Below are 26,887 nucleotides of genomic sequence, written 5' to 3'. Positions count from 1 at the left end.
GCTAAATGATGGCTTTTTATAAAAAGTTCTAGATTTATTAATACAACCATTCATATAGTTATATGCCGTCGCTGATGCCCGTCGCATCCAACTGCTTTGAGGGATACATATGAAGCTTCAACAATTGCGCTACATCTGGGAAGTGGCGCACCACGACCTCAACGTTTCCGCTACCGCCCAAAGCCTCTACACGTCGCAACCTGGCATCAGCAAGCAGATCCGCCTGTTGGAAGACGAACTGGGCGTCGAAGTCTTCGCCCGCAGCGGCAAGCACCTGACCCGTGTCACCCCGGCCGGTGAGCGCATCATCACCACGGCTGGCGAGATCCTGCGCAAGGTCGAAAGCATCAAGCAGATCGCCCAGGAATTTTCCAACGAGAAGAAAGGCACCCTGTCCATCGCGACCACGCACACCCAGGCCCGTTATGCGCTGCCGCCGGTGATCAGCAATTTCATCAAGCAATATCCGGACGTGGCGCTGCACATGCACCAGGGTTCGCCGATGCAGATCGCCGAAATGGCCGCCGATGGCACCGTGGACTTCGCCATTGCCACCGAAGCCCTGGAGTTGTTCGGCGACCTGGTGATGATGCCGTGCTATCGCTGGAACCGCTGCGTGGTGGTGCCCCAGGGCCATCCGTTGACCAAGCTGCCGAAGCTGACCCTCGAGGCCTTGGCCGAATACCCGATCGTGACCTACGTGTTCGGCTTCACCGGCCGTTCGAAACTCGACGAAGCCTTCAGCCATCGTGGCCTGACGCCGAAGGTGGTGTTCACCGCCGCCGACGCCGACGTGATCAAGACTTATGTACGCCTCGGCCTGGGTGTGGGGATCGTGGCGAAGATGGCCGTCGATACCAAGCTCGACAATGACCTGGTGGTGTTGGATGCCAGCGAGCTGTTCGAATCCAGCGTGACCAAGATCGGCTTCCGTCGTGGCACCTTCCTGCGTGGCTTCATGTGCGATTTCATCGAGAAATTCGCGCCGCACCTCACTCGGGAGGTGATGGCCAAGGCCATCCAGTGCCACAACAAGCAGGAACTCGAAGAGCTGTTCGACGGCGTCGAATTGCCGGTGCACTAAGCTGGATTAAATCGCCTCGGTGACAGCGAACTGTTGCCGGGCGCCCGCCACGACGATCTCCACTTCATCCCCTTCGAATTTGCCCAGCAGGCCTCGGCCCAGCGGCGAGCGAGGGGTGATGACGGTGATCGGCTGACCCACCAGCGACACCTTCAGCCCCGCCGCATCCGGCCCCAGGAACAGCCACTGTTGGCGGCCATCTTCATCTTCCAGTCCGATCAAGGTGCCGACCTGGATGCCGCGTTGCGCATCGTAAGGCCTTAGCGCCAGGTTCTGGCAGAGGGCGAGGGCCTGGCGGATTTCCTCTACGCGCCTGGCTTGCCCCGCGGCAAGGTAGGACGCTTCGAGACCAAGGGTGTCGTACTTGTTTTCGGCGATGTTTTCCTCGTGGGTCGCGGTTTCATAAGCGGTTTGCGCGGCGCGCTCGGCGACGTCGAGGTCAACCTTGAGCTTGTCGAGGATCAATTGGTGAACGGTCTGCTTGTTCATGATCACTCGCAAAATTGCAGGACATTGGCGCGGCTTTTCTCGCTGGGCGCGTTCTGGTCCTGTTGCAGCCAGAACTGGCATTTGGGGTTGGACAGGTTGCGAGTATTGTTGCGCACCTGTTCCAACGCCTGGCGCTGCTCGTTCTTCTGCAGATTCTGCTGGTACTGCTCGAACATCGGCGTGGGCGGCTCGGGCGCCGGTTGCACCGCTGGCGGTTGCGCCAGTTGATGGACCGCGGCGGCCACCGGGGCCAGTTGTTCATCGAACAGGAACCTGGACAGCAACCAGCCCGTCAGAACGATGGCGACAAACCCCAGCCACAGGCCCAGGGCAATACTGACGGTCAATCGCAGGGCTGTGAGGCGCGGGGCGGGGGGATGATCAGGCATGACTGCTTCCTGGCAGGGGCATGGATAGGCGCTGATTGTCGCATGAAGATTAATCGCCGTCGGCCCTTCTGCAATACGGGGTCAATGCGGGACAATCAGGCTTTGCCACAGGGAGTCGGGAATGACCGTGCGCTGGGATATTTTTTGCACCGTCGTGGATAACTTTGGCGACATCGGCGTCACGTGGCGCCTGGCCCGGCAATTGGTGGCCGAGCATCGATGCGCGGTGCGGCTTTGGGTCGATGACTTGCGTGCTTTCGAGCGGCTGTGCCCCGAGATCGACGTCGGCCTTTGTGAACAATGGCAGGAGGGTGTACAGGTCCGACACTGGCCCACGCAATGGTGCGACACCGACGCGGCGGACGTTGTGATAGCAGCCTTCGCCTGCCAATTGCCCAGTGCCTATATGGACGCGATGGCCGAACGCGAGGTGACGCCGTTATGGATGAACCTCGACTACTTGAGCGCCGAAGACTGGGTCATCGGTTGCCATGGCCTGCCGTCGGTCAAGTACAAGCATGTACAGAAATATTTCTTTTTTCCTGGTTTCCAAGAGGGAACGGGGGGCTTGCTGCGTGAGGCCGGCCTGCTGGAGCATCGTCGGCTGTTTCAACAGGATGACGTGGCGCAGCGAAATTTCCTGCATGGATTGGGCGTCGTGCGGGAACCCGGAGCGCGCCTGATCTCGCTGTTCGCCTATGAGAACGCCGGACTGGCGAGCTGGTTCGAGGCGATGGCGACCGATGCGCGCGCATCCCATGTATTGGTTCCCGAAGGTCGGGTCCTGGGCGATGTGGAGCGCTGGCTGGGCGTGGATGGCTTGGAGTCCGGCGCGCTGCATCGCCGCGGCGCCCTGACGGTGCAGGTGCTGCCCTTTATTAGGCAGGATGATTACGACCGGCTCCTGTGGTGCTGCGATTTCAACGCTGTGCGTGGCGAAGACTCGTTCGTACGTGCGCAATGGGCCGGGCGGCCGTTGCTCTGGCACATCTACCAGCAGGAAGAAGACGTCCATCTGGAAAAACTCGAAGCGTTTCTCGCGTTGTACACCCAAGGTCTTTCGGCTTCGGCGGAAAAAGCGATCAGCGGTCTTTGGCGGGCCTGGAATGCCGGCCAGGACATGGCCGAGCACTGGAAAGCCACTGGCGAAGCGCGGCGTGAACTGGCCGAACACGCCCAGGCATGGTGCCTGGAACAGGCCTCGCGAGCCGATCTCGCCACGGCGCTGGTGAAGTTTTACCGAAATTGGATATGATACGCGGCCTAGATTTTTGTAAATCCCATCCAAATTCGGATATTCGCAATGAAAACTGGTAAAGAACTCAAACCCGGTACCGTGATTCGTATCGACAACGATCCTTGGCTGGTTCAGAAAGCTGAATTCACCAAGTCGGGTCGTAACAGCGCGATCATGAAGACCAAGCTGAAAAACCTGCTGACCGGCTACAAGACCGAAACCGTCTACGGTGCGGACGACAAGCTGGACGACGTGATCCTGGACCGTAAAGAAGCGACCCTGTCCTTCATCAGCGGCGACTCCTACACGTTCATGGACACCACTGACTACACCATGTACGAACTGAACGCCGAAGACATCGAAAGCGTTCTGCCATTCGTTGAAGAAGGCATGACCGACGTCTGCGAAGCCGTATTCTTCGAAGGCCGCCTGGTTTCCGTAGAACTGCCGACCACCATCGTGCGTCAGGTTGACTACACCGAAGGCTCCGCTCGCGGTGATACTTCCGGCAAGGTGATGAAGCCTGCCAAACTGAAGAACGGTACCGAGCTGTCGGTTGCTGACTTCATCGAAATCGGCGACATGATCGAGATCGATACCCGCGAAGGCGGTTCCTACAAAGGCCGCGCTAAATAAGCGAAGTCTCTTGTACGAAAAAGCCCGACCATTGAGTCGGGCTTTTTCATTCTTGCTCCCAGGGGCCCTGTTACTTCAGGTGTTCCTTGAGTTCTTGGGACGCTTGCAACATCGCCGAGCGCACCGCTGGCACCTGGCTCACGACGTTGAGCAAGCCATAGTCGTGGATCATGCCGTTGTAACGGACAGCCGTGACTGGCACGCCGGCCGCGTCCAGTTTGCGGGCGTAGGCTTCGCCTTCGTCGCGCAGTACGTCAGCCTCGGCAGTCTGCACCAGCGCGGGCGGCAGGCCCTTGAGCTGCGCGGTGGTTGCCCGCAATGGCGACGCATAGATCTCGTTGCGCTGCCCGGCATCGGTGGTGTAGTTGTCCCAGAACCACTTCATCATGTTCTTGCTGAGGAAATGCCCTTCGGCGAACTGGTTGTAGGACGCCGTCTCGAAATTGGCATCGGTCACCGGCCATAACAGCGCTTGGAAGCGGATCGCCGGGGTGCCCTTGTCCTTGGCCATCAGCGCCACGACCGCAGCCATGTTACCGCCAACGCTGTTGCCCGCTACCGCCAGGCGCTTGCCATCGACATTGATTTCCTTACCGTGCTCGGCCACCCACTTGGTTGCGGCATAAGCCTGGTTGATCGCCACCGGGTAACGCGCTTCGGGTGAAGGCGTGTAGTTGACAAACACCGCGACGGCGCCCGAACCCGCCACCAGGTCGCGAACCAGGCGTTCATGGGTTGGGAAGTCCCCCAGCACCCAGCCTCCGCCGTGGAAGAACATGAACACGGGCAGCTCACCCTTGATACCGGCCGGACGAACGATGGTCAGGCTGATCGATTGTCCATCGACCTTGATGGTTTTCTCGCTGACATCGGCCTTGGGCAGCGTCAACTTCACACCGGCCTGGGCGCCGACCAGTACTGCGCGGGCGTCTTTGGGCGACAACTGCTCCAGCGGCTTGCCGGTGCCGGCGTTCAGCGCGTCGAGGAAGGCCTGGGTGTTGTGTTCGACGATGCCGTCGGCGAAAGCGTTGCTAACGCTCAGGGCGAGAAGGGCGCCGGTCAGGGTTTTGCTGAAAGTGCTCATGTGCATCTCCTTAAATTCAGGTTCGAGGGGCGAAGATCAAACGGTCACGTGCAGGCGCACATCAACGTTGCCGCGGGTGGCGTTGGAGTAAGGGCACACCTGGTGCGCGGCATCGACGAGGCTCTGGGCGTCGGCCTGGTCGAGGCCCGGCAGGCTGATGTGCAGGTCGATGTCGAGACCGAAACCACCAGGAATCTGGCCGATGCCGACATGGGCAGAGATAGAGGCGTCGTCTGGGATCTTGCGTTTGGTCTGGCTGGCGACGAATTTCAACGCGCCGATGAAGCAGGCCGAGTAACCGGCGGCGAACAGTTGTTCAGGGTTGGTCGCCGCACCGCCTGCGCCGCCGAGTTCTTTTGGCGTGGCGAGTTTGACGTCGAGAATGTTGTCGCTGGAGATAGCACGACCGTCACGGCCGCCGGTGGAAGTTGCGATTGCGGTGTAGAGCGTTTTCATGGTGGGTGCCTTGTTTTCAGGTTGGTTGTTTGCGCTAAATGTTTGCGCGCTAAGTAGGTGTGGAGAGAATGTATAGCGCTAATAATTTGCGCGCAAGATAAATTTTTTGCCGAGAATATGAATTAGCAAGCCGGAAATGGCTGGAGGGGCTGTTCTAGAGCGGTTCGATGGGGTTGAAAATTTTTCGATGCGGGGGTTTTGACGGGAAGGGCGGAAGGTCAAGGGGAGGGGTATTGGATTCGCCGGCGCCTTCGCGAGCAGGCTCGGTCCCACATAGAGCCGGCGGTGTTCCTGAAGTTACAGGCTGTCTTGCAAGTGCCCACGCAACTGCTGGAGATCATGCTGCAGTTTCTTCAGTTGCTCCAACGTCTGGCCGCTGGCGGCGAGGATGCATTGGGGGATGTCGAGGGCCTTTTTCTGCAAGGCGCGGCCTTGCTCGGTGAGCTCGACGATCACCACGCGCTCGTCCTCACGGCTGCGGGTGCGGCTCAATAGGCCCTCGGCCTCCAGGCGCTTGAGCAATGGTGTCAGGGAGCCCGGGTCAGTGAGCAGGCGGGTGCTGATTTCACCGACGGTCAAACCGTCTTTTTCCCACAGCACCATCATCGCCAGATACTGCGGATAGGTCAGGCCCAGGGCTTGGAGCAGTGGCTTGTACACCTTGGTCATCAACAGCGATGTCGAGTGCAGGGCGAAACAGACCTGGTTGTCCAGCAAAAGGGCTTCGCAAGGGTCGGGGGTGTCGCGTTGGGTGCTCATGGCAAAACCTTTCGTCAAAGATGATTACGAATCTAGCGGACGAATCTTTAATGCACCAGATAATTCTGACGACTTGATCAGGTGTTGCGTTTCCTCGGTCTCGGCAACTGCGTAGGATAGGCGCCCTGATTAAGGGGAGAGTGGTCTGTGATCGAGGTCGTGCTGTATTTGCTGTTGGGCGCCGCGTTGGGCACCTTGGGGGGATTGTTCGGCATCGGTGGCGGGCTGATTGCGATACCGGTGCTGGGCGTATGGTTCGGCCTGGACCAGCAGATTGCCCAGGGCACGGCATTGGTGATGGTGGTGCCTAACGTCATGCTGGCGCTGTGGCGTTATCACCAGCGCAATCGCATCGAGTTGCGTCATGTCCTGCCGTTGGCGTCCATGGGATTCTGCTTCGCCTGGCTCGGCTCTATCTGGGCCGTGGGCGTTGACGCCGAAAGCATGCGCATCGGCTTCGTGGTGTTCTTGGTTGTTTTGGCTGCATATAACCTCATCCGAATGTTCACCACCACGGCGCCCGCTTCGGCGCAGATGCGCCACGGTTGGCCATGGCTCGGCGTGTTGGGTGCGGCTTCAGGAACGATGGGTGGCCTGTTTGGTGTGGGTGGGGCCGTTGTCGCAACGCCGTTCCTCACCAGTGTGTTCGGCACGACTCAGGTAGTTGCCCAGGGCCTGTCGCTGTCGTTGGCCTTGCCCAGTACCGGCGTGACCCTTGTCACTTATGCGTTTCATCATGAAGTGGACTGGTGGATCGGCGTGCCGCTGGCAGTCGGTGGGCTGATGAGCATCAGCTGGGGCGTGAAGGTCGCCCACGCCTTGCCGGAGCGACTGTTGCGTGGGCTGTTCTGCGGTTTCCTGGTGCTGTGCGCCGTACTGCTCATCTTTAAAGTTTGAAGCCTTCCACGATGTGTTCGGCCAGGCATTCGGTGATCGGCGACGGATTGTGCAGGTTGCGGATCAGCATGATGCTGGCCTCGGGCAGCTCCGGCAGGTTCTCGGCCTCGCCGAGGACGCGCATGTCAGGGGTCAGCAGGCTTTCCAGTTGCGCAGTGATTGCCAGGCCCGCGCCTACCACCGCCATGATCGCCGACAAGCTCGAGCTGTTATAGGCCACGCGGTAATCGCGTCCCATGGCGTCCAGCGCATTGCAGGCCCACTGCCGGCAGAAGCAATCGCTGTTGAACATAGCCAGCGGCAGGGGCGTTTGCTCATGGGTGTTGAAGCACGCCGCTTCGGCCCAGACAAAACGTTCCTTGCGCAGCAACTGGCCTATTTCATCCCCAGGCTTGCGAGTGACGATGGACAGGTCCAGGTCCTGGCGCAGCAGCAATTGCTTGGATGATTCGCAATGCACCTCGATTTCGATCAGCGGATAGAACTGGGCGAAGCGCTGCAGGATGCCTGGCAGAAAGCGCATCACATAATCATCCGGTGTGCCGATGCGGACCGTGCCGACCATATGGGGTTCGCGCAGGGTATTGAACACTTCGCTGTGCAACTTGAGGATGCGCCGGGCATAACCCAGCAACACCTGGCCCTCGGCGGTGAGCTTGACTTGTCGCCCGTCGCGCTCGAACAGCCGACGCTGCAACACGTCTTCCTCCAGGCGCTTCATCTGCATGCTGACCGCGGATTGCGTACGGTTGACCAATTCCCCGGCACGGGTGAAACCACCCTGATCGGCGATCGCGACAAAGGTCCGCAGCACTTCCGTATCGATGCTCGGGTAACTCGACAATGGATCAATCTCCGAGATGTATTGCATAAGAAACATTCGTTGGATTGATCTTAGCCTTGGCGCGAGACTTGAGCTACCCCCAACGGAGGACATGACGATGAAAGGTCAGAAAGGGTATGTATCGATAGACAAGCACTCATTCCACCGGTTTTCCCTCAGCGATCTGCTGCACAAGTTTAGCCGCTGGTATGAATTGCACCATGAACGTGAATTGCTTGCCGGCCTGAGCGACGAGGCGCTCAAGGACATCGGCGTCAGCCGTGCCGACGTGGAAAAAGAAGTGGTCCGGCCATTCTGGGATGACCCAATGCACAAATGAGCCATCCTTCCCTACACAAACCGCTTAGTGGTGAGGTAGGTTGCGAGCAGACAAGGAGATCTCCATGCCCGCGACTCTGTCCTTTACCCTCAAACAGGCCCGGCGTCTGGCGTTGGCCGCCCAAGGATTCGATGGGCGGCTACCGTCGGCGCCGGTCCAACCCTCCCGCCTCAACCGCCTGATCGAACGCCTTGGCGTCCTGCAGATCGATTCAGTCAACGCGTTGGTGCGCTCGCATTACCTCCCGCTGTTCTCCCGCCTCGGTCATTACAATCGCGATTTGCTCGATCAAGCTGCCTGGAGCCAGGGGCGTCGTCGCACGTTATTCGAATATTGGGGGCATGAGGCTTCGCTGCTGCCGATGACGATGTATCCGTCGATGCGCTGGCGCATGGCTCGGGCGGCGCGCGGCGAAGGTATCTACCAACAATTGGCGCGTTTCGGCCGCGAGCAGCAAGACGTGATCGGTCGAGTCCTGCAATCTGTTCGGGACCAGGGCGCGATTGGCGCGGGCAGCTTGTCCACGCGTCAGGAAAAGGCCGGGCCGTGGTGGGACTGGAGCGCGGAGAAGCATGCGCTGGAGTGGCTGTTCGCGGCGGGCGAGGTGACGGTGGCGGGGCGCCGTGGCTTCGAGCGCCTCTATGATTTGCCGGAGCGGGTCTTGCCGGCCTCGATCCTGCAGCAACCGCTGCCGGACGAAGCCCAGGCCCAGCGCACACTGCTGATTCATGCCGCCGAAGCCTTGGGGGTTGGCACCGAGAAGGATCTGCGTGACTACTTTCGCTTGAGCCCGGCGGACGCCCGCGAGCGGCTGGCTGAACTGGAAGAGGCCGGAGCACTGCTGCGCTGTCAGGTCCAGGGTTGGAAACAGCCGGCCTGGTGTCGCCCCCTCGTGAAAATTCCACGCAAGGTTGCCGCCAGTGCGCTGCTGTCACCGTTCGATTCGCTGGTCTGGGAGCGCAGTCGCACCGAGCGGCTGTTTGATTTTCGCTATCGCCTGGAGATCTACACGCCGGTACACAAGCGGGTGTATGGCTATTACGTCCTGCCGTTTCTACACAACGAGCGAATTGCCGCCCGGGTTGATTTGCGGGCGGAGCGGGCTTTGGGGCAATTGGCCGTGCATGCCGTGCACGAAGAGGTGCCCGGGATGGACGAGGAGGGCATGCTGGCGCTGGCGGCGAATCTGTGGAGCATGGCCCGGTGGTTGGGGTTGGAGCGGGTTCAACTCAATTGCCAGCGGGAGGGTGGGGTTCGGTTGGCGGTGGCATTGGCTGAAATTACCAGTGACTGAGCTGGCCCCTTCGCGAGCAGGCTCGCTCCCACAGGGATTTGCGGTGACTACAGCCTTTGTGACACAGCAAATCCAATGTGGGAGCGAGCCTGCTCGCGAGGCGATTGAACCGGTGAAGAAGGACCTACAGACTCACCGCCGAACCTGCTTCAAGGTCTCGGCAATCAAGAACGCCAACTCCAGCGACTGATCAGCATTCATCCGCGGGTCGCAGTGGGTGTGGTAGCGGTCCGACAGGCCGTCCTCGGTGATCGGGCGCGCGCCGCCGATGCATTCGGTGACGTTCTGCCCGGTCATCTCGATGTGGATACCGCCGGCGTAAGTCCCTTCGGCTTCATGGACCTGGAAGAACTGCTTTACTTCGCCAAGGATCTGCGCAAAGTCCCGGGTCTTGTAGCCGCTGCTGGCCTTGATGGTGTTGCCGTGCATCGGATCGGAGCTCCACAGCACCTGCTTGCCTTCACGCTGTACGGCGCGCAGCAGTTGCGGCAGGTGATCGCCAACCTTGTTGGCGCCCATGCGCGCGATCAGGTTCAGTCGGCCCGGGTCATTGTCCGGGTTGAGGACGTCGATCAGGCGAATCAGGTCGTCAGGGTTCATGCTGGGGCCGACCTTGACGCCGATCGGGTTGTTCACCCCGCGCAGAAACTCGACGTGGGCACCGTCCAGCTGACGGGTTCGGTCGCCGATCCACAGCATATGGGCCGAGCAGTCGTAATAGTCATTGGTCAGGCTGTCGCGGCGCACGAAGGCTTCTTCGTAGTTGAGCAGCAACGCCTCGTGGGCGGTGAAAAAACTGGTTTCACGCAGTTGTGGCGAGCTGTCCATGCCGCAGGCGCGCATGAAGGCCAGGGTTTCGTCGATGCGGTCGGCCAGGTGGCTGTATTTTTCCGCCAGGGCCGAGTTGGCGATGAAGTCCAGATTCCATTTGTGCACCTGGTGCAGATCGGCAAAGCCGCCCTGGGCGAACGCACGCAGCAGGTTCAGCGTGGCGGTGGACTGGTGGTAGGACTGCAGCAACCGCTCCGGATCCGGTACACGACTTTGCTCGTCGAAGCCGATGCCATTGACGATGTCACCCCGGTAGGCCGGCAGCGTTACGCCGTCGATGGTTTCATCATTGGCGGAGCGTGGCTTGGCGAACTGGCCGGCCATGCGCCCGACCTTCACCACCGGGCAACCGGCGGCGAACGTCATCACGATCGCCATCTGCAGCAGCACCTTGAAGGTGTCGCGGATCTTGGCGGCGGAGAATTCGACGAAGCTTTCCGCACAGTCGCCGCCCTGCAACAGAAAGGCCCGGCCCTGGGTAACTTCGGCGAACTGACGGCGCAACTCCCGGGCTTCACCGGCAAACACCAGTGGCGGATAGCTGGCCAGGGTCTGCTCGACCCGTTGCAGATGCGCCGCGTCAGGGTATCGGGGTTGCTGCTGGATCGGCAGGGCGCGCCAGCTGTCAGGGCTCCAGGGTTGGCTCATCATGATCTCTAGGTGATTTACGCTCGGGCGCTCATGTTATCAGCAAATTAGTGCGTGACCTGCTCCGCTTGCTTCGCGGACAATCGCGCCTTCGCCCCGTATGGGCAGGCCCATGGCCGCCCGGCAACATCAGGAGATGAAATGACAGAGGAGCGCGTCGAGCATTTGCTCGCCGAGGTGCACGACGAGTTCGGCATGATTCGCGTGTTCGAAGTGGCCGACTACCGGTTTCTCGAGTTCGGCGATGCCATCGAGCAGAGCTGCGTGTTCACGGCCGATCCCAGCTGGCTCGAATACGACTACACTCGCGCCATGCTCATCGGTGCGTTGTGTCACGAGCAGCCGGAAAGCGCGCTCTTCCTGGGATTGGGCGCAGGAACCTTGACCCAGGCCTGCCTCAAGTTTCTGCCGCTGGAAGATGTCGAGGCGATCGAGCTGCGCCCCGAGGTGCCGCGCCTGGCCATCGAATACCTGGGGCTGGATGACGATCCGCGCTTGTACATCCGCGTCGGCGATGCCCTGGAACTGCTTGAAACGGCGGAGCCGGCCGATCTGATTTTTGTCGACCTCTATACCGATGTCGGCCCCGGCGTAGGCCATCTGGCGTGGGGTTTTCTGGAAAACTGCCAGAAGCGCCTCAACCCGGGCGGCTGGCTAGTGATCAATCAATGGGCAACCGATGACGGCAAGCCCCTGGGCGCGGCATTGTTGCGTGGCCTGTACCACCGACACTATTGGGAATTGCCGGTGAAGGAGGGCAACGTGATCCTGATCGTGCCGGCGGACCTGGACCAGGCGCTGGACATGCAAGGCTTGGTTGCCCGGGCCGAAGGGCTGGCGCCACGATTGGGGTATTCGTTGCAATCGCTGATCAAGGCCATCCGCCCGGCGACGTGATCAGAACTGCAAGGGCTTTTGTGGCGAGGGAGCTTGCTCCCGCTCGGCTGCGAAGCAGACGCCTGGGTCAGTAGTCTGGAATCGATGGGGCCGCTTCGCGACCCAGCGGGAGCAAGCTCCCTCGCCACAGGGGAACGCCAGCGCAAGTGAACCGTTTTAGCCGGCTGCCCCAAGGCTTTTGGTCGCGAGCCCTACAACAGTGTTTCAGTAAAAAAAGCTCCCTTTTTGGGCGAATTCCGGTATAGTGCGCGCCGGCCTTTAGCCGGGCCGCGTCAAGGTAGCGCAATATTCCGAAGCCAGCTTCGGTTGCATGTCCGCACAACGGATGCTTCCGCGACGTTCTTTTTCATTCATTCGTTTTCGCAAATCCCCGCCGACAAAGCTGCCAGGGCGACTCTTGAGTCTCAACACGGCATGCGCAGCTTTGGAGCATGGGTCTTTGCGGATGCACTTAGAGGCAGACCCATGACCCAGGAAATCGGCGGCTTCGCCGCTCTTGAACTTCATCCCAATATTGTCGCTGCAGTAGTCGCTACCGGCTATGAAGAGCCTTCGGCCATTCAGCAGCAGTCGATCCCGATCATTCTCGCCGGTCACGATATGATTGGTCAGGCGCAAACCGGTACGGGTAAAACCGCCGCGTTCGCACTGCCGATCCTGCACCGCATTGATCCGTCCAAGCGCGAGCCGCAAGCTCTGATCCTGGCCCCAACTCGTGAGTTGGCGCTACAAGTTGCAACCGCTTTCGAAACCTACGCCAAGCAAATGCCAGGCGTGACTGTTGTGGCTGTCTACGGCGGCGCGCCGATGGGCCCACAACTGAAAGCAATCCGTAATGGCGCACAGATCGTTGTCGCCACCCCGGGCCGTCTGTGCGACCACCTGCGTCGCGACGAAAAAGTCCTCGCCACCGTGAACCACCTGGTTCTCGACGAAGCGGACGAAATGCTCAAGCTGGGCTTCATGGACGACCTGGAAGTCATCTTCAAGGCCATGCCTGAGACTCGCCAGACCGTCCTGTTCTCGGCCACCTTGCCACAATCGATCCGTGCCATCGCCGAACGCCATCTGCGCGATCCGAAGCACGTGAAGATCCAGAGCAAGACCCAGACCGTCACCGCGATCGAGCAGGCTCACCTGCTGGTTCACGCAGACCAGAAGACTTCCGCCGTTCTCAGCCTGCTGGAAGTCGAAGACTTCGACGCCCTGATCATGTTCGTGCGCACCAAGCAAGCGACCCTGGACCTGGCCAGCGCCCTTGAAGCCAAAGGCTACAAAGCCGCCGCGCTGAACGGTGACATTGCCCAGAACCAGCGTGAGCGCGTGATCGACTCCCTCAAGGATGGCCGCCTGGACATCGTTGTGGCGACCGACGTCGCGGCCCGTGGCCTGGACGTTCCGCGTATCACCCACGTGTTCAACGTCGACATGCCGTACGATCCGGAGTCCTACGTACACCGTATCGGTCGTACCGGCCGTGCCGGTCGCGAAGGCCGTGCGTTGTTGTTGGTCACCCCGCGTGAGCGCCGCATGCTGCAAGTGATCGAGCGTGTGACGGGTCAGAAGGTCGCTGAAGTCCGCCTGCCGGACGCCCAGGCCGTTCTCGATGCCCGCATCAAGAAACTGACCAACAGCCTGTCGCCGCTGGTGGCTGACGCCGAATCGACCCACGGTGATCTGCTCGATCGCCTGACCGCCGACATCGGTTGCACCCCACGTGCCCTGGCCGCTGCCCTGTTGCGCAAGGCCACCAACGGCCAAGCGCTGAACCTGGCTGCAATCGAGAAGGAACGCCCACTGGTGCCGAACAACGCACCGCGTGGCGACCGTCCTGAGCGCAGTGGCGATCGTCCGGACCGTGGTGATCGCGAGCGTCGTGCACCGATCCCGTTGGCCGAAGGCCGTGCTCGCTGCCGTACCGCGCTGGGTGCTCGTGACGGCATTGCCGCCAAGAACCTGCTGGGCGCGATCCTCAACGAGGGTGGCCTGGCTCGTGAAGCCATCGGTCGTATCCAGGTGCGTGACAGCTTCAGCCTGGTGGAACTGCCGGAAGATGGCCTGGAGAAGTTGCTGACCAAGCTCAAGGACACCCGCGTGGCCGGCAAGCAGCTCAAGCTGCGTCGCTACCGCGAGGATTGATCGACCTACGGGTTGATTGATCGAGCACGAAAAAATCCCCGACTGGTTCGGGGATTTTTTTTGCCTGTCGTTTGGCGCTTTTCAATGCGAGCGGCGGGGAGGCCAATCGCGAGCAAGCTCGCTCCCACAGGGGATTTTTGAGCGCCGAAGACCCAATGTGGGAGCGAGCTTGCTCGCGATTGGCGCGACTCGGTTTGCGATCAGTCGAACCGATAAATGTCCATCCCCAGCGTCCCCATGGTAAATCCAGCATGGGCAACGCTGAACGTACCACCGGCTCCGCGGGCGAAATACAGCGGCAACAAATGCTCGTCGCTGGGGTGGCTGCGCACGGCATGGGGAGCCTGGCGGCGGTAGTCATGCAGTGCCGTCTCGTCGTTCGACGCCAGCCTGGCAACCATCCAATCGCGAAACGCCTTGGCCCACGGCTCGATGCTGTCGGGGCCGGCGTTCCAATCCAGGTCCCGCAGGTTGTGGGTGATGCTCCCGGAGCCGATCACCAGCACGCCTTGTTCCCGCAGGCTTGCCAATGCGCGGCCCACCCGCGTTTGCAGCGTTGGCCCCTGACGGCTAGGCAAAGAGACCTGTACCACCGCAATATCCGCCTCGGGATACATCAGTGACAGCGGCACCCAGACGCCATGGTCGGCGGGCCGTCCCGTGTCGAGGCGTGCCGGCAGCTGCGTGGCGTTGAGCAGGTCGGCGACCTGTGTTGCCAACCGAGGATCGCCTGGGGCGGGATATTGCACCTTGTACAGGTCGGGTGGAAAACCACCGAAATCATGCCAGGTGCGTGGCCGTGGGTTGGCGCTGACCAGCAGCTCATCACTCTCCCAATGAGCTGAGACAACGACGATGGCCTTGGGCCTGGGCAACTGCGCGGCAAGGCGAGTCAGGGCCGGACCGCTTTCGCCGGGCTCCAGGGCAAGCATGGGGGAGCCATGGGAGATAAACAGGCTGGGCAGCATCGACGGGCTCCTGAGGGTTAAGATGTGTCATCTTCTGTCAGGTCAACGATCGAAATCTAATACAAGTTTTAAGCTGTTTTGATCGAATTTATGGAGCGAACCCCATGGACCCCGAGTTTTGGCACAAGCGTTGGTCAACCAACCAGATCGGCTTTCATCTGCCTGAAGTGAACCCTTACCTGCGGCGTTTCTGGCCTCAGTTGGGGTTGCCTGAAGAGACGCGAGTGTTGGTGCCCTTGTGCGGCAAGACGCTGGATCTGCTGTGGTTGGCGCAACAAGGTTTTTCCGTACGGGGGATTGAGCTGTCGGAAAAAGCCGTCACTGATTTTTTCCAGGAACATCAGCTCCAGCCGAACGTGAGTGAGGAGGGCGCCTTCAAGATATTTCGTGCCGGCGCCATTGAAATCCGTTGCGGTGATTTCTTTGCGTTAACGCCTTTGGACGTAGCCGATTGCGCGACGTTGTATGACCGCGCTGCATTGATCGCCTTGCCCGAGCCGATGCGTGAGCGGTATGCGGCCCATCTGCAGAGCATAATGCCGGACTGTGTCGGGCTGGTGATCACGCTGGATTACAACCAGGACGAGATGCCTGGACCTCCGTTTTCGGTAGGGCATGACGAGGTGCAGCGGTTGCTGGGTGGGGCTTGGGAGTTGCAGGTCTTGCACGAACAGGATGTGCTGGGCGAGAGTTGGAAGTTCTTGCAGGCGGGCGTGAAGCGGCTGGATGAGCGGGTATATCTGGTATCCAGTCGTGGGGTGCAATCAATGACCCCATCGTTGAAAAGTCCGCCCCCGCGCTTGGAATAGCAAAAAAAAGCCCGCATTGCTGCGGGCTGCTTTTTGAGGCTCTAGCGATCAACCACGGCGACGCAGTGCGTCAATCCGCTCTTCCAGCGGCGGGTGGCTCATGAACATGCGGGCCAGGCCCTGCTTGATGCCACCGTTGATGCCAAAGGCATTCAGGGTGTCGGGCATGTGCACTGGCAAACCTTGCTCGGCGCGCAGGCGCTGCAGGGCGCCGATCATGGCGCTGGTGCCGGCCAGGCGGGCGCCGGCGTCATCGGCGCGGAACTCGCGTTTGCGCGAAAACCACATGACGATCGCACTGGCGAGGATACCCAGCACCAGCTCGGCGAAAATGGTCGCCACGTAGTAGGCGATGCCTTGGCCTTCTTCGTTCTTGAAGATCACCTTGTCGACAAAGTTGCCGATGATGCGGGCAAAGAACATCACGAAGGTGTTCACCACGCCCTGGATCAGCGCCAAGGTCACCATGTCACCGTTTGCCACGTGGCCGATCTCGTGAGCCAGCACCGCCTTGACTTCATCCGGTGAGAACCGCTCGAGCAAGCCCTGGCTTACCGCCACCAGTGCATCATTCTTGTTCCAACCGGTCGCGAAGGCGTTGGCCTCGTAGGCCGGGAATATCCCGACTTCGGGCATCTTGATACCGGCTTCGCGAGACAGTTGCTCGACGGTCTGCAGCAGCCATTGTTCGTGGCGAGTGCGCGGCTGGCTGATGATCTGGGTACCGGTGCTCATCTTCGCCATCCATTTGGAAATGAACAGCGAGAACAGGGAACCGGCGAAACCGAACACCGCACAGAAGATCAGCAGCTGATTGAGGTTGAGGTCAACCCCGTTGGCCGCCATGAACCCGTTGAAGCCGAAAAGGCTCAGGGTGATGCTGGCAATCAGCACGACCGCCAGGTTAGTGGCCAAAAACAGCAGGATGCGCATCATGGTGGTAGCAATCTCCTCATGCTAAAGATGTAGCGTTATGCGGGGTATATAAGGTGCTGCCGCAGGCTATTCAACTCGCCTACTATTTCAAACTGTGTCCTACACGCGTCCTAAATGTTTGAAAGACTTTTCTGAAAGTGATCGTGGAATCGAGATTTGTCGCCCTTGCCCCGTGAACGTTGAGTTTCCTCTTCCTAAGGTCGCTGGTTTCCCAGTGTAGAAGGCCTGCCGGCGCGCAAAGATCGGATATGTTGCTGAATCAGACAGCGTGCGAGGCGAGGGGCCTCGCACGCTGACCGGGCTACTGGCGGTAGGACTTTAGGAAATTGCCGATGCGTCCGATGGCCTGGTCCAGGTCATCGACTCGCGGCAGGGTCACGACACGGAAATGATCCGGCCATGGCCAGTTGAACGCCGTGCCCTGGACGACCAGCAGCTTTTCGGAAAGCAGCAGGTCGAGGACGAATTTCTCGTCGTTGTGGATCGGGCAGATTTTCGGGTCGATGCGCGGGAACGCATACAAGGCGCCCATCGGCTTGACGCAGCTGACGCCTGGGATGTTGTTGAGCAGTTCCCAGGTGCGGTTGCGTTGTTCCAACAACCGGCCCTGGGGCAAGACCAGGTCGTTGATGCTCTGGTAGCCGCCCAATGCCGTCTGGATGGCGTGTTGGCTCGGCACGTTGGCGCACAGGCGCATGTTGGCCAGCATGTCGATGCCTTCGATGTAGCTCTGGGCGTGATGCTTGGGCCCGGAGATGGCGATCCAGCCGGAGCGGAAGCCGGCGACGCGATAGGACTTCGACAAGCCGTTGAAGGTCAGGCAGAGGAGATCCGGCGCCAGGGACGCGGTGCAGACGTGCACGGCATCGTCGTACAGGATCTTGTCGTAGATCTCGTCGGAAAACACTACCAGGTTGTGCTGACGGGCCAGTTCCAGCATGCCCAGCAGCACTTCTCTGGAATAGACGGCGCCGGTGGGGTTGTTCGGGTTGATGATCACCAGGGCCTTGGTGTTCGGGGTGATCTTGGCCTTGATGTCCGCCAGGTCAGGGAACCAGTTCGCCTGCTCGTCGCACAGGTAATGCACCGGGTTGCCGCCGGACAGGCTCACGGCAGCGGTCCACAACGGATAGTCCGGCGCCGGCACCAGGACTTCGTCGCCGTTGTTGAGCAAGGCTTGCATGGACATGACGATCAGCTCGGACACGCCGTTGCCCAGGTAGATGTCCTCGATGCCGATGCCTTCGACCTGCTTCTGCTGGTAGTACTGCATCACGGCCTTGCGCGCACTGAACAGACCTTTGGAGTCGCTGTAGCCCTGTGCGGTCGGCAGGTTGCGGATGACGTCCTGGAGGATTTCATCGGGGGCTTCGAAACCAAAGGGCGCCGGGTTGCCGATGTTCAGCTTGAGGATGCGGTGGCCTTCCTCTTCCAGGCGTTTGGCGTGCTTGAGCACCGGGCCGCGAATGTCGTAGCAGACGTTGGCGAGCTTGTTCGATTTGCTGACCTGCATGGCGATGTGTTCCCGAAAATGAACGATCCAGGCGGCGTGTGAACTACCGTACTGGGGATCCTGCGTCTGTGCCCGGGCCGGACGCGGTAGATGCGCCACAATCCATTTGAATGCGCATGACGTGGCTGCCAGACTGGCACCTGACGAGGCGCAATCATACGTGCCGCCCGATCTGCGGAAAAGCGTCGGATCGGGCTTTTTCAATTGCCGAGGTAGGACGATGGAAAAGTTGCAGAAAACCCTTGAAGAGTGGCGTGAAATGCTCGACCCGGAGCAATACAACGTCTGTCGGCTCAAAGGCACCGAGCGACCGTTCTCCGGCAAATACAACGGGACCAAGACCGACGGTGTTTACCACTGCATCTGCTGCAACGAGCCGTTGTTCGATTCGATGACCAAGTTCGATTCCGGCTGTGGCTGGCCGAGTTTCTATGCGCCCATCGAAGGCAGCGCGGTGGTGGAAGTGCGGGATGTCAGCCATGGCATGATCCGCACCGAGGTGGTCTGCGCCAAATGCGACGCGCACCTGGGGCACGTCTTCCCCGACGGCCCGCCGCCCACCGGCCTGCGTTATTGCATCAACTCGGTGTGCCTGGATCTCGTGCCTCGGGAGTAACGTTCTACGCGGTCCTTTGTGGCGAGGGAGCTTGCTCCCGCTGGGTGGCGCAGCCGCCCCAACGCTGTTTGCCAGACGGACCGCGTCAGCTGGGTTTACGACGGCTGCGCCGCCGAGCGGGAGAAAGCGCCCTCGCCACAACACCCATGGCTCATCACAACAGTCACAGCAGCATCATGATCCATGAGGTGTTCCGAGAATTAAATTGCACGCAATTTAATTGGTCGCTATCTTCATTCTCCCAACCTCTTCAGGAGCTGCCCTCATGACCGACAATCTGCTAAGCATCCCGTGCACGACCATCAAGGGCGAGCAAAAGACCCTGGCCGATTTTTCCGGCAAGGCCGTGTTGGTGGTCAATACCGCCAGCCAATGTGGTTTCACACCGCAGTACAAGGGGCTCGAGGCGTTGTGGCAGTCCTACAAGGACCGGGGGCTGGTGGTGCTGGGTTTTCCCTGCAATCAGTTCGGCAAGCAGGAGCCAGGCAACGAGGGGGCGATTTCTGAGTTTTGCGAGCTCAGTTTCGGCGTGAGCTTTCCATTGTTCAAGAAGGTCGAGGTCAACGGTGCCAATGCCCATCCGTTGTTCGTGCAGCTCAAGCAGCGGGCACCGGGGGTGCTGGGGTCCAAGGGCATCAAATGGAATTTCACCAAGTTCCTGATCGGCAAGGACGGCCAAGTGGTAAAGCGCTTTGCCCCGACCACCAAGCCCCAAGACCTCACCGCCGAGATCGAAGCCCTGCTCAAATGAATGATCTGTCAGTCGATTCGCTGAAGCTCGACAGCCAGTTGTGCTTCAAGTTGTACGCCGCGTCGCGGGCGGTGATTCGGGGTTACAAACCGATGTTGGATCAGCTTGGCCTGACCTATCCGCAATACCTGGCGATGCTCGTACTGTGGGAATGGCAGGTGAGCCCGCCGGAGCAACCGACCGTCAAAGCCCTGGGCGAACGCTTGCTGCTTGATTCCGGCACGCTGACGCCGTTGCTCAAGCGCCTGGAACAACTGGAGCTGGTCCAGCGGCAACGATCGGCACGTGATGAACGCGAAGTGCATTTGAGCCTGTCGGAGCGCGGGCGGACCTTGCGTGAGCAGGTCGGCCCGCTCAAGGCTCGCTTGCTGTGTGACAGCGGTATTGATCTGGATCGCGTGGGAGAGCTGCGTGACGGCCTCGATCATTTGTTGGCCCAGATCAAAGCGCTGACGTAGTGGACACCCATTGATCCAGCAATGCGGCCAGTTCTTCGCGACGGAACGGCTTGGATAAATAGTCGCTCATGCCGGCGGCCCGACAGCGCTCACGTTCCTCGGGCATGGCGTTGGCGGTCAGCGCGACAATCGGCAGGTCGGGCCAGCGCCCGCTGCGGCGGATCTGCCGGCTGGCTTCGTAGCCGTCCATGACCGGCATGTTGCAGTCCATCAGGACCAGGTCGAATTCCCGCTGTTCGAGCTGATCCAGGCCCTCGGCGCCGTGGGCCGCGACAACCACTTCACAACCCAGTTTGACCAGCATGCCCTTGGCCACCAGCTGGTTGACGGGGTTGTCTTCCACCAACAAGACACGAGCACGCAGGGTGGGCGGCAATGCGTCGATCTGCGCCTCATTGATCGTGGTCGCCTCGCTTTGCAAGGCGCGACGCAGGACCTGATAAAGCGCATGGCGCGCCAGCGGCCGGGCCTGTTGCAGCAATGGGGCGAGGGCGCTCGCTTCTTCGCTGGGCATGAAACTGCCATAGGCGGTAACCAGCAGAATGGTGGCGTCGAAGGTCGGCCGCAGGTTGAACAGGCATTCCGGGCAATCGGTGATCAGGATGTCGGGCTTGAGCCCCAGCAGCCCGTCATCCACGGAACGTTGGACATAATCCAATCCCCAGGCGGGTAGCAACATGCCCAGCAGTTCGGCCAGCCCGCTGTTCGCGGTGGTGATGGCGACGACGTTGCCATGCAAGCGTACGACGGGGACGGCAGGGGTGTGGCAAGGCAACGGCAGGTCGGCACAGAACTGGCTGCCGAAGCCGGCCTCGGAACTGATCGTGAGCCGGCCCTGCATGGCTTCGCAGAGGTTGTAGGTCAATGCCAGCCCCAGCCCGGTGCCGCCGAACTGGCGGGTAATGCCTGCGCCGGCCTGGGTGAACGGCTGGAGGATCCGCGCCTGGGCCTCCTGGGGGATGCCGATGCCCGTGTCGCAGACCTCGATCCGCACGCCGCCCTCATACTGGCTCAAGCGCACATCGACCCGGCCGAAGCGGGTGAACTTCAATGCGTTGGACAGCAGGTTGCTGACGATCTGGCGGACGCGGGTCGGGTCGCCCAGTACCTGCGCGGGAAACTGCGGCTCGATCAGGCACGCCAGTTCGACGCTCGGGGCGGCATTTTGTGAAAGCAGGTTGGCGGTGTCTTCGACCAGGGAACCCAGGTCGAACGGGATGCGTTCGAGCTCCAGCTGGCCGGCATCGAACTTGGACAAGTCGAGGATATCGTTCAGCAACTCGACCAGCACTTTGCCCGAGTCGTGGGCGATCGACAGCTGTTGCTGCTGTTCAGCGGTCAGTGGGCCATCCAGGGACAGGGCGATCATACCGAGCAGGCCATTGAGTGGCGTGCGGATCTCATGGCTCATGTTGGCGAGGAATGCAGAACGGGTGTCGGCCATGTCCAAGGCGGTACGCCGGGCGACCTCCAGTTCTTCGTTGGACTGGCTGAGGCGGGCATTGATGGCCTTGAGTTCGGCGGTGCGCGCCGAAACGATATTTTCCAATTGCGCCAGGTAATCGGTGAGGCGGTTTTCAGCCGTGCGTCGCTGCTGGATCTCGGTGGAGATATTTTCGAACTGCTGGTTGGCGACTGAAACCAGCACGCCGATTTCGTCGTATTGGTGGCCGGAGGGGCATTCCAGTGGGCTCTGTTCGCTGCTACTGGGGTCGCGGCTGCTCAGCTCGCGGATGACCCGCACCAAGGGCTTGGTCAGCATGACGTAGAAAAGCGCCAGCAACAGGCCGGTCAGGATCAGGCTACGAGCGAAACCGTTGAGCAGGGTGATCTCGGCCCGGCGCAGGAAGCGACTGCCGAACGAATAGGTGTCGACATCCAGCCGCAACACTCCCAGGGACTCGCCGGGCAGATGGGTCAGGTAGAGCCGGTCTTCGAACTGGCGCTGGGCGCCAAAGAGAAAGTCGCTGATGAACCGATTGTTGCTCTGCAGCTCGGGACGTTTGACGCTGGCCAGGACCGTATTGTTGTTGTCGATGAGTTCGGCACCGATGATGGCCGGCGAGCGCAACAGGCCCAGGGCCAGTTCCTGAGCGAGTTCGGCGTCGATGTTGTAGGCGATGCGCGAGGCCGGGTTGTGGCTGATTTCCAACAGCGAGAGGATTTCACGGTTGATCGATGCGTCTTCGCTGGCATAATCGATGCCGATCTGTCCCAGGCTTAATAAAGTACCCAGCACGAAACCCACCAGGACGGTCAGTCGGGCCTGTTTGTACGACAACCGTTGGGTGAACCTGATGTCCATGGAATGGTGAACCACTTACGTTTCCCTTCGCCGGTCAAGCATAGCTGATCATCTCTGAATATCGGTGCGGCCGGTATGTAGTGTGTGAAACAGACCCGCCATCGGCTTTGTCGTTTCGTCGCTGTAGCGTCATCATTACCGTGAACCTGTCCGAGGAAAAGACGTGGACGCCCGATTGATTGCTTTTCTTGAACGCGCCGATGCGGTGCTGACCCGTATCGAGCCCTTTTTGCCTGCGCCACGGCCCGCCATCGACTGGAACCAGACCCTGGCCGCCCGTTGGCAGCGCGACGGGCGCGGCGGTTTTCTCCTGCCGCTCCAGGTCAGCCTCGATATGCGCTTGTCGGACCTGATTGGCGTTGATCGCCAGGTCGAACAGTTGGGGCGCAACACCCGGCAGTTCATCGATGGCATGCCTGCCAACCACGCCTTGCTGTGGGGCTCGCGCGGCACGGGCAAGTCTTCGTTGGTACGTGCGTTGCTGGCCGAACATGCTGGCCAGGGCCTGCGCTTGATCGAGATCGAACGCGATCATCTGGCCGATCTGCCTCGGGTGGTCGAGCAAGTGGCGAAATTGCCCCAGCGCTTCGTGGTGTTCTGCGATGACTTGTCGTTCGAGTCCGGCGAAGGTGACTACCGCGTACTCAAGAGCGTGCTCGACGGATCCCTCGAACAGGCCCCGGACAACGTGCTGCTGTATGCCACCTCGAACCGTCGTCATCTGGTGCCGGAAAAGGAAAGCGACAACGAGAACTGGAAGCGGGTCGACGGCGAGCTTCATCCGAGCGAAGCCGTGGAGGACAAGATTGCCTTGTCTGACCGTTTCGGGCTTTGGCTGTCGTTTTATCCGTTCACCCAAGAGCATTTTCTCGACGTGGTGGAGCATTGGATCGGCGAGCTCGCGGCGAAGGCCGGGCTGGCCTGGCAGCGTGACGAGGCGCTGGAAATACAAGCGGTTCGCTGGGCGACCGGACGCGGCAATCGCAACGGACGTTGCGCCTATCAATTTGCCCGTTATTGGGTGGGCCTGAAATTGCTGGAGCAAGATGCATGATCGATTTGAAAAGCACTGGCGAAGGCCTCGAAGGCTATGGCTTGTTATCGGCACAGTTGCAATCGCTGCTGGCGGATGAGCGCGATTTCATCGCCAACGCCGCACAGTTCTCGGCGTTCCTGTTCAGTCAGCTGGACGACCTCAACTGGGCCGGTTTTTACCTCAATCGCAACGATGAGCTGGTGCTGGGGCCGTTCCAGGGGCAGATCGCTTGTGTAAGGATTCCCTTCGGTCGCGGCGTGTGTGGCGCCGCTGCGGCGACCCGCCAGACCCAGCGCGTCGAGGACGTGCATGCGTTCCCCGGGCATATCGCCTGCGACAGCGCCTCGAACAGCGAGTTGGTGGTGCCGCTGGTCAAGGACGGGCGCCTGGTCGGCGTGCTGGACCTGGACAGTCCCAAACTGGCGCGCTTCAGCGAGCATGACCAGGCCGGTATCGAACAGTTGGCGGCGATATTCCTGCGCCTGACCGATTGCTGATCATGCTTTCAATCCAGCCCTGAGCAATAGGTCGCCCGGGTCGACTTCATCGATCTGGAGCGGGTCGAGAAACGCCTCGGCGTAGCGCAGGTAGATTCTTTCTTCGATGAACAGCCCGAACAGCTCGGGATCGATATGGGCGTCACGGCACATGGTGGCCATGATGCCCAGGGCTTCGCTCAGCTTCTTGGCTTTTTTATAGGGGCGATCGGCCGCGGTCAGGGCTTCGAAGATATCGGCAATCGCCATCATTCGAGCCGGCAGGCTCATCTGCTCACGCTTCAATCGCTTGGGGTAGCCGGTGCCGTCCATTTTCTCGTGGTGGCCGCCGGCAATTTCCGCAACATTTTCCAGGTGGCTGGGGAAGGGCAACTGGCTGAGCATCAGGATGGTCTGGACCATGTGGTGGTTGATCACGTAGCGCTCTTCGCGGGTCAGCGTGCCACGCGTGATGCTGAGGTTGTAGAGTTCGCCGCGGTTGTATTTCCAGGTCGGCACATCGAGCTGGAAGCCCCAGGGATTGTCCTCTGGAATCAACTCGGCCTCGTGCCGCTCGAACAGATGCTCGGGTTTGTCCATCAACAACGGTTCATTCACGGGCAATGTCGGCTTGGGCGTGCGCGCCTGGCGGCGGTTTTCTTCCCAGGAAACCCCCAGGCGATCGTCCAGGGTCCGGGTCCATGTGCGGCGGGCGATGGTTTGCAAGCGTTGCAGGTCGGCATCGGCCATGGCTTCGGAGCCCAGGTTGCAGCGTGCGACAAAGGTGAAGTCATCGTCGAGGGCGGCCAGTGTCGCGTCGCGTTGCTCTGCCAGGGATGAGGGTTCGCCTCCGGTTGCCAGCGCCTGCCAGTAGTCGACCCAGGCGTCACGCTTGAGGACTTCGAAGCGGGTACGGATCTCGTGGATACGGTCGTTCAGGGTTTCCAGCTTGGTGGCTTTGTCCACCACGTATTCGGGCGTGGTCACCTTGCCACAGTCGTGTAGCCAGGCCGCGATGTGCAGCGCCTCCCATTCGTCTTCGGTCGGGCGGTAGCTTTCGAACGCCGGCGCCGGGCTGGCGGCGGCGGCCTGGGCGAGCATCAGCGTCAGGGCCGGTACTCGCTGGCAATGGCCGCCGGTGTAGGGGCTCTTTGCATCGATCGCGCCGGCCAGCAATTGGATGAACGAGTCCAGCAATTGTTTTTGCCTGGCTTGCAGGCGCTGGCTTTCGATGCTCACCGTCGCGGTGCCGGACACGGCCTGCAGGAAGGCGATGCGATCCGGCTGGAGCTTTTCCAGGTCCGCTTCGGTGCCGGTGTCGGTGATCAGCAGAACCAGCGCGCCAACGGTTTCCTGGTGACGATTGCACAGGCGGATGCCGATCAGGTGTACCCGTGGCGCGTCCAGCGCAAGCAGGACACTGCGCAAATCGCCCGCCTGTTCGAAACCCAGGGACGATACAAGGGTTTGCGCGACGGCCAGCTCGCGAAGCCATTGGGGATTGTCCGCAGCGTCCAGTGAGTAACCTCGCAGGGCGAAGGTTTGCGGGTCCCGAGGGGAACCGTCGATGACCAGTCCGCAGGGCTTGATGTGCTCGCCATCGTTTTCGCGCAGGTAGATCAGGCCAGCCTGGGCCTGGCCAATTTTCACGGTCTCGAACAACACTCGCTCCAGTAGCGGGGCGAAGCGGGTTTCGGCGCGCAGGCTGGCGGTGATTTCGAAAAAGCTCGCCAGGGTTTCCTTCATGCGGGCCATTGAAACGCCCAGTTGGTCAATCTCCAACACGGGGGAGCGACGGGACACCGGGTAGTGGAAATTGAAACTGCGGATGGCATCGGCTTCTTGCACCAGGGCCCGCAATGGCTTGACCAAAATCCTGGAGGTCAGCCAGCCCAAGGGCAGGCACAGCAGCAAGGTGGCGAGGGTGATCAGCGCGCCTTGCCAGCGCATGCGATAGGCGCCGGCGAGCAACTCGTCTTCCGGAACCAGCAACGCCAGTTCCAGGCCCTTCGGCCCGCCTTCCTGCATGTGGCTGCGAGAAACGATCCACTCGCGTCCCGCCGCCTCCAGGCGCGGCGTATCAGTGTCGTTGTCGAGCGCGGCGGCAATGGCTGGGTGCAAGTCGCGCGCCTTGATCAAGCGTGCCGACTGACTGTCGGTCACCAGCCGGCCGCTGTCGGGATAACCCACGGCGTTGCCTTGCAGATCAGCCAGGACAATCTCGGTACTGGCGGTTACTTTGTGCTTGGCCAGCGTCTGGGAGAGGGCGGCCAGGGTGAGGTCTGCGCCGATGACGGCCTGATCGCCACTGCGGCGGGCGAGGGTCGTGCCGATGTTGCGGCTGGAAAAAAACACGTAGGGTTCGGTGGTGATTTGTTCGGAGGTGTCCATTGCGCTGCGAAACCAGCCGCGGCTGCGCGGATCGAAGGTCCCGCCTGAGTTGTCGCGGCGACCGATGAGCGCCAGGGCCTGATCGTAGAACAATGATTGGGAGAGCACCTGGCCTTCGTCAGCCGTGCGCTCGATGGTCCAGACCTCGTAGCGCGCGGCAGCCGGTGCCTTGATCGCCGTCTTCGAGGCCTCGGAGCCCAAAGGCCGGACCATCAGGAAATTGCCGTCGCGATCGCCCAGGTACAGCGATGCCAGGTTCGGGTTGTCCCGCAGTGCCTGGGTGAAGGGGGCGAGGAGCGTCAGTCGCTGGGCCATCCCCGGTTCGCGCGTCGCCGGGTAGTGGGCCAGCAGGCCCAGCAGATGGCGGATCGGTTCATAAGTGTCGTACAGGTCCAGGCGCACGTCCTGTTCGATTCGATTGAACAGCTGTTCGCTGCCAGACAGGATGATCTGGGTGGTTTGCCGATAGTTGAAGACGCCCAGCACCACACCGGTCAGCAGCAAGAGCAGCGTGAACATCACACTGATATGAACGTGCAGGGGAAACCGGCGTTTTTGCGGACGCGGTGCGCTGGGCATTTCCATCACTCCAAGTGTTGGGGGAGATCGCCCCCGGCTACGCACT

At 60.7% G+C, this 26,887-nt stretch carries 26 protein-coding genes; 14 read left to right on the top strand and 12 right to left on the bottom strand.

Going from position 1 to position 26,887, the window contains the following annotated elements; all coding sequences use genetic code 11:
* Positions 1-109: 109 nt before the first annotated feature.
* A complete protein-coding gene (gene cysB, locus J3P76_RS17025; RefSeq protein ID WP_003183769.1) occupies positions 110-1,084 on the top strand; it encodes an HTH-type transcriptional regulator CysB in 975 nt (324 codons plus the stop codon).
* Positions 1,085-1,090: 6 nt separating this feature from the next.
* Here the strand turns inward: cysB and J3P76_RS17020 are convergent, their stop codons facing one another.
* Positions 1,091-1,573, bottom strand: a complete 483-nt coding sequence (locus J3P76_RS17020) for a GreA/GreB family elongation factor (RefSeq protein ID WP_434701007.1) — start codon at positions 1,571-1,573, stop codon at positions 1,091-1,093.
* Between the two features lie 2 nt (positions 1,574-1,575).
* The gene (locus J3P76_RS17015) at positions 1,576-1,962 is read right to left on the bottom strand and encodes a cytochrome b/b6 domain-containing protein (RefSeq protein WP_434650425.1); all 387 of its coding nucleotides are present in this window, start codon (positions 1,960-1,962) and stop codon (positions 1,576-1,578) included.
* Between the two features lie 121 nt (positions 1,963-2,083).
* Here J3P76_RS17015 and earP point away from each other — a divergent pair, with 121 nt between their 5' ends.
* Positions 2,084-3,217, top strand: a complete 1,134-nt coding sequence (gene earP, locus J3P76_RS17010) for an elongation factor P maturation arginine rhamnosyltransferase EarP (protein WP_434701006.1) — start codon at positions 2,084-2,086, stop codon at positions 3,215-3,217.
* Between the two features lie 48 nt (positions 3,218-3,265).
* A complete protein-coding gene (locus J3P76_RS17005; protein WP_007955690.1) occupies positions 3,266-3,835 on the top strand; it encodes an elongation factor P in 570 nt (189 codons plus the stop codon).
* Positions 3,836-3,905: 70 nt separating this feature from the next.
* On the opposite strand, the gene J3P76_RS17000 is transcribed toward J3P76_RS17005, so the two are convergent.
* The 3 genes from J3P76_RS17000 to J3P76_RS16990 all read right to left on the bottom strand — a co-directional run bounded on the left by J3P76_RS17000 (position 3,906) and on the right by J3P76_RS16990 (position 6,134).
* On the bottom strand, positions 3,906-4,919 hold the full coding sequence (locus J3P76_RS17000; protein WP_434701004.1) for an alpha/beta hydrolase: 1,014 nt from the start codon (positions 4,917-4,919) through the stop codon (positions 3,906-3,908).
* A gap of 36 nt (positions 4,920-4,955) precedes the next feature.
* Positions 4,956-5,375, bottom strand: coding sequence for an organic hydroperoxide resistance protein (locus tag J3P76_RS16995; protein WP_434563132.1), 420 nt, complete (start codon positions 5,373-5,375; stop codon positions 4,956-4,958).
* Positions 5,376-5,672: 297 nt separating this feature from the next.
* Complete coding sequence (locus J3P76_RS16990) at positions 5,673-6,134, bottom strand: MarR family winged helix-turn-helix transcriptional regulator (protein ID WP_434563134.1); 462 nt, start codon at positions 6,132-6,134, stop codon at positions 5,673-5,675.
* A 147-nt stretch (positions 6,135-6,281) separates the two neighbouring features.
* Here J3P76_RS16990 and J3P76_RS16985 point away from each other — a divergent pair, with 147 nt between their 5' ends.
* Positions 6,282-7,031 (top strand): sulfite exporter TauE/SafE family protein, encoded by a 750-nt coding sequence (locus J3P76_RS16985; RefSeq protein ID WP_434701003.1) that lies wholly within the window; start codon positions 6,282-6,284, stop codon positions 7,029-7,031.
* Here J3P76_RS16985 and J3P76_RS16980 read toward each other — a convergent pair.
* Positions 7,021-7,875, bottom strand: a complete 855-nt coding sequence (locus tag J3P76_RS16980) for a LysR substrate-binding domain-containing protein (RefSeq protein ID WP_420764840.1) — start codon at positions 7,873-7,875, stop codon at positions 7,021-7,023. The genes J3P76_RS16985 and J3P76_RS16980 overlap by 11 nt on opposite strands.
* 97 nt (positions 7,876-7,972) lie before the next feature.
* On the opposite strand from J3P76_RS16980, the gene J3P76_RS16975 reads away from it, so the two are divergent.
* Entirely contained in the window at positions 7,973-8,194 is a 222-nt protein-coding gene (locus tag J3P76_RS16975; RefSeq protein WP_420764797.1) for a DUF1127 domain-containing protein, read from the top strand.
* A 64-nt stretch (positions 8,195-8,258) separates the two neighbouring features.
* The gene (locus J3P76_RS16970) at positions 8,259-9,488 is read left to right on the top strand and encodes a winged helix-turn-helix domain-containing protein (protein ID WP_434610421.1); all 1,230 of its coding nucleotides are present in this window, start codon (positions 8,259-8,261) and stop codon (positions 9,486-9,488) included.
* A 132-nt stretch (positions 9,489-9,620) separates the two neighbouring features.
* Here J3P76_RS16970 and J3P76_RS16965 read toward each other — a convergent pair whose 3' ends face one another.
* Entirely contained in the window at positions 9,621-10,967 is a 1,347-nt protein-coding gene (locus J3P76_RS16965; protein WP_420764795.1) for a class II 3-deoxy-7-phosphoheptulonate synthase, read from the bottom strand.
* Between the two features lie 141 nt (positions 10,968-11,108).
* Here J3P76_RS16965 and J3P76_RS16960 point away from each other — a divergent pair, with 141 nt between their 5' ends.
* Together J3P76_RS16960 and J3P76_RS16955 are read left to right on the top strand one after the other, a co-directional pair.
* Complete coding sequence (locus tag J3P76_RS16960) at positions 11,109-11,864, top strand: spermidine synthase (RefSeq protein WP_434610425.1); 756 nt, start codon at positions 11,109-11,111, stop codon at positions 11,862-11,864.
* A 465-nt stretch (positions 11,865-12,329) separates the two neighbouring features.
* Entirely contained in the window at positions 12,330-14,003 is a 1,674-nt protein-coding gene (locus J3P76_RS16955; RefSeq protein WP_030141884.1) for a DEAD/DEAH box helicase, read from the top strand.
* 200 nt (positions 14,004-14,203) lie between these two features.
* On the opposite strand, the gene J3P76_RS16950 is transcribed toward J3P76_RS16955, so the two are convergent.
* Complete coding sequence (locus tag J3P76_RS16950) at positions 14,204-14,971, bottom strand: DODA-type extradiol aromatic ring-opening family dioxygenase (RefSeq protein ID WP_434563140.1); 768 nt, start codon at positions 14,969-14,971, stop codon at positions 14,204-14,206.
* Positions 14,972-15,075: 104 nt separating this feature from the next.
* Between J3P76_RS16950 and J3P76_RS16945 the strand changes: the two genes are divergently transcribed.
* Positions 15,076-15,780 carry a thiopurine S-methyltransferase gene (locus J3P76_RS16945; protein ID WP_434610428.1) on the top strand — a complete coding sequence of 235 codons (705 nt, stop codon included), beginning with the start codon at positions 15,076-15,078 and terminating at the stop codon, positions 15,778-15,780.
* Between the two features lie 48 nt (positions 15,781-15,828).
* Here J3P76_RS16945 and htpX read toward each other — a convergent pair whose 3' ends face one another.
* Both htpX and J3P76_RS16935 read right to left on the bottom strand, forming a co-directional pair.
* Positions 15,829-16,716 (bottom strand): protease HtpX, encoded by an 888-nt coding sequence (gene htpX, locus J3P76_RS16940; protein WP_003183732.1) that lies wholly within the window; start codon positions 16,714-16,716, stop codon positions 15,829-15,831.
* A 301-nt stretch (positions 16,717-17,017) separates the two neighbouring features.
* Entirely contained in the window at positions 17,018-18,229 is a 1,212-nt protein-coding gene (locus J3P76_RS16935) for a pyridoxal phosphate-dependent aminotransferase (protein ID WP_420764791.1), read from the bottom strand.
* Positions 18,230-18,449: 220 nt separating this feature from the next.
* On the opposite strand from J3P76_RS16935, the gene msrB reads away from it, so the two are divergent.
* The 3 genes from msrB to J3P76_RS16920 all read left to right on the top strand — a co-directional run bounded on the left by msrB (position 18,450) and on the right by J3P76_RS16920 (position 20,054).
* A complete protein-coding gene (msrB, locus tag J3P76_RS16930) occupies positions 18,450-18,845 on the top strand; it encodes a peptide-methionine (R)-S-oxide reductase MsrB (RefSeq protein ID WP_420764790.1) in 396 nt (131 codons plus the stop codon).
* Positions 18,846-19,110: 265 nt separating this feature from the next.
* Complete coding sequence (locus tag J3P76_RS16925; RefSeq protein ID WP_434701002.1) at positions 19,111-19,596, top strand: glutathione peroxidase; 486 nt, start codon at positions 19,111-19,113, stop codon at positions 19,594-19,596.
* Positions 19,593-20,054 (top strand): MarR family winged helix-turn-helix transcriptional regulator, encoded by a 462-nt coding sequence (locus J3P76_RS16920; protein ID WP_434563144.1) that lies wholly within the window; start codon positions 19,593-19,595, stop codon positions 20,052-20,054. The genes J3P76_RS16925 and J3P76_RS16920 overlap by 4 nt, the downstream gene beginning before the upstream one ends.
* Here the strand turns inward: J3P76_RS16920 and J3P76_RS16915 are convergent.
* Positions 20,038-22,359, bottom strand: coding sequence for a response regulator (locus J3P76_RS16915; RefSeq protein ID WP_434701001.1), 2,322 nt, complete (start codon positions 22,357-22,359; stop codon positions 20,038-20,040). The two genes, J3P76_RS16920 and J3P76_RS16915, sit on opposite strands and share 17 nt — an antisense overlap.
* A gap of 163 nt (positions 22,360-22,522) precedes the next feature.
* Here J3P76_RS16915 and J3P76_RS16910 point away from each other — a divergent pair, with 163 nt between their 5' ends.
* Entirely contained in the window at positions 22,523-23,413 is an 891-nt protein-coding gene (locus J3P76_RS16910) for an ATP-binding protein (protein ID WP_434563148.1), read from the top strand.
* A complete protein-coding gene (locus tag J3P76_RS16905) occupies positions 23,410-23,892 on the top strand; it encodes a GAF domain-containing protein (protein WP_434563150.1) in 483 nt (160 codons plus the stop codon). The genes J3P76_RS16910 and J3P76_RS16905 overlap by 4 nt, the downstream gene beginning before the upstream one ends.
* Here J3P76_RS16905 and J3P76_RS16900 read toward each other — a convergent pair whose 3' ends face one another.
* The gene (locus J3P76_RS16900) at positions 23,893-26,841 is read right to left on the bottom strand and encodes an HD domain-containing phosphohydrolase (RefSeq protein WP_434610434.1); all 2,949 of its coding nucleotides are present in this window, start codon (positions 26,839-26,841) and stop codon (positions 23,893-23,895) included.
* Positions 26,842-26,887 lie beyond the last annotated feature (46 nt).

Source organism: Pseudomonas sp. D1-36 (genome assembly GCF_051132205.1).
Lineage (GTDB): Bacteria > Pseudomonadota > Gammaproteobacteria > Pseudomonadales > Pseudomonadaceae > Aquipseudomonas.
The sequence above is the reverse complement of the archived record's forward strand: the minus strand, read 5'-3'. Positions and strand labels throughout refer to the sequence as shown.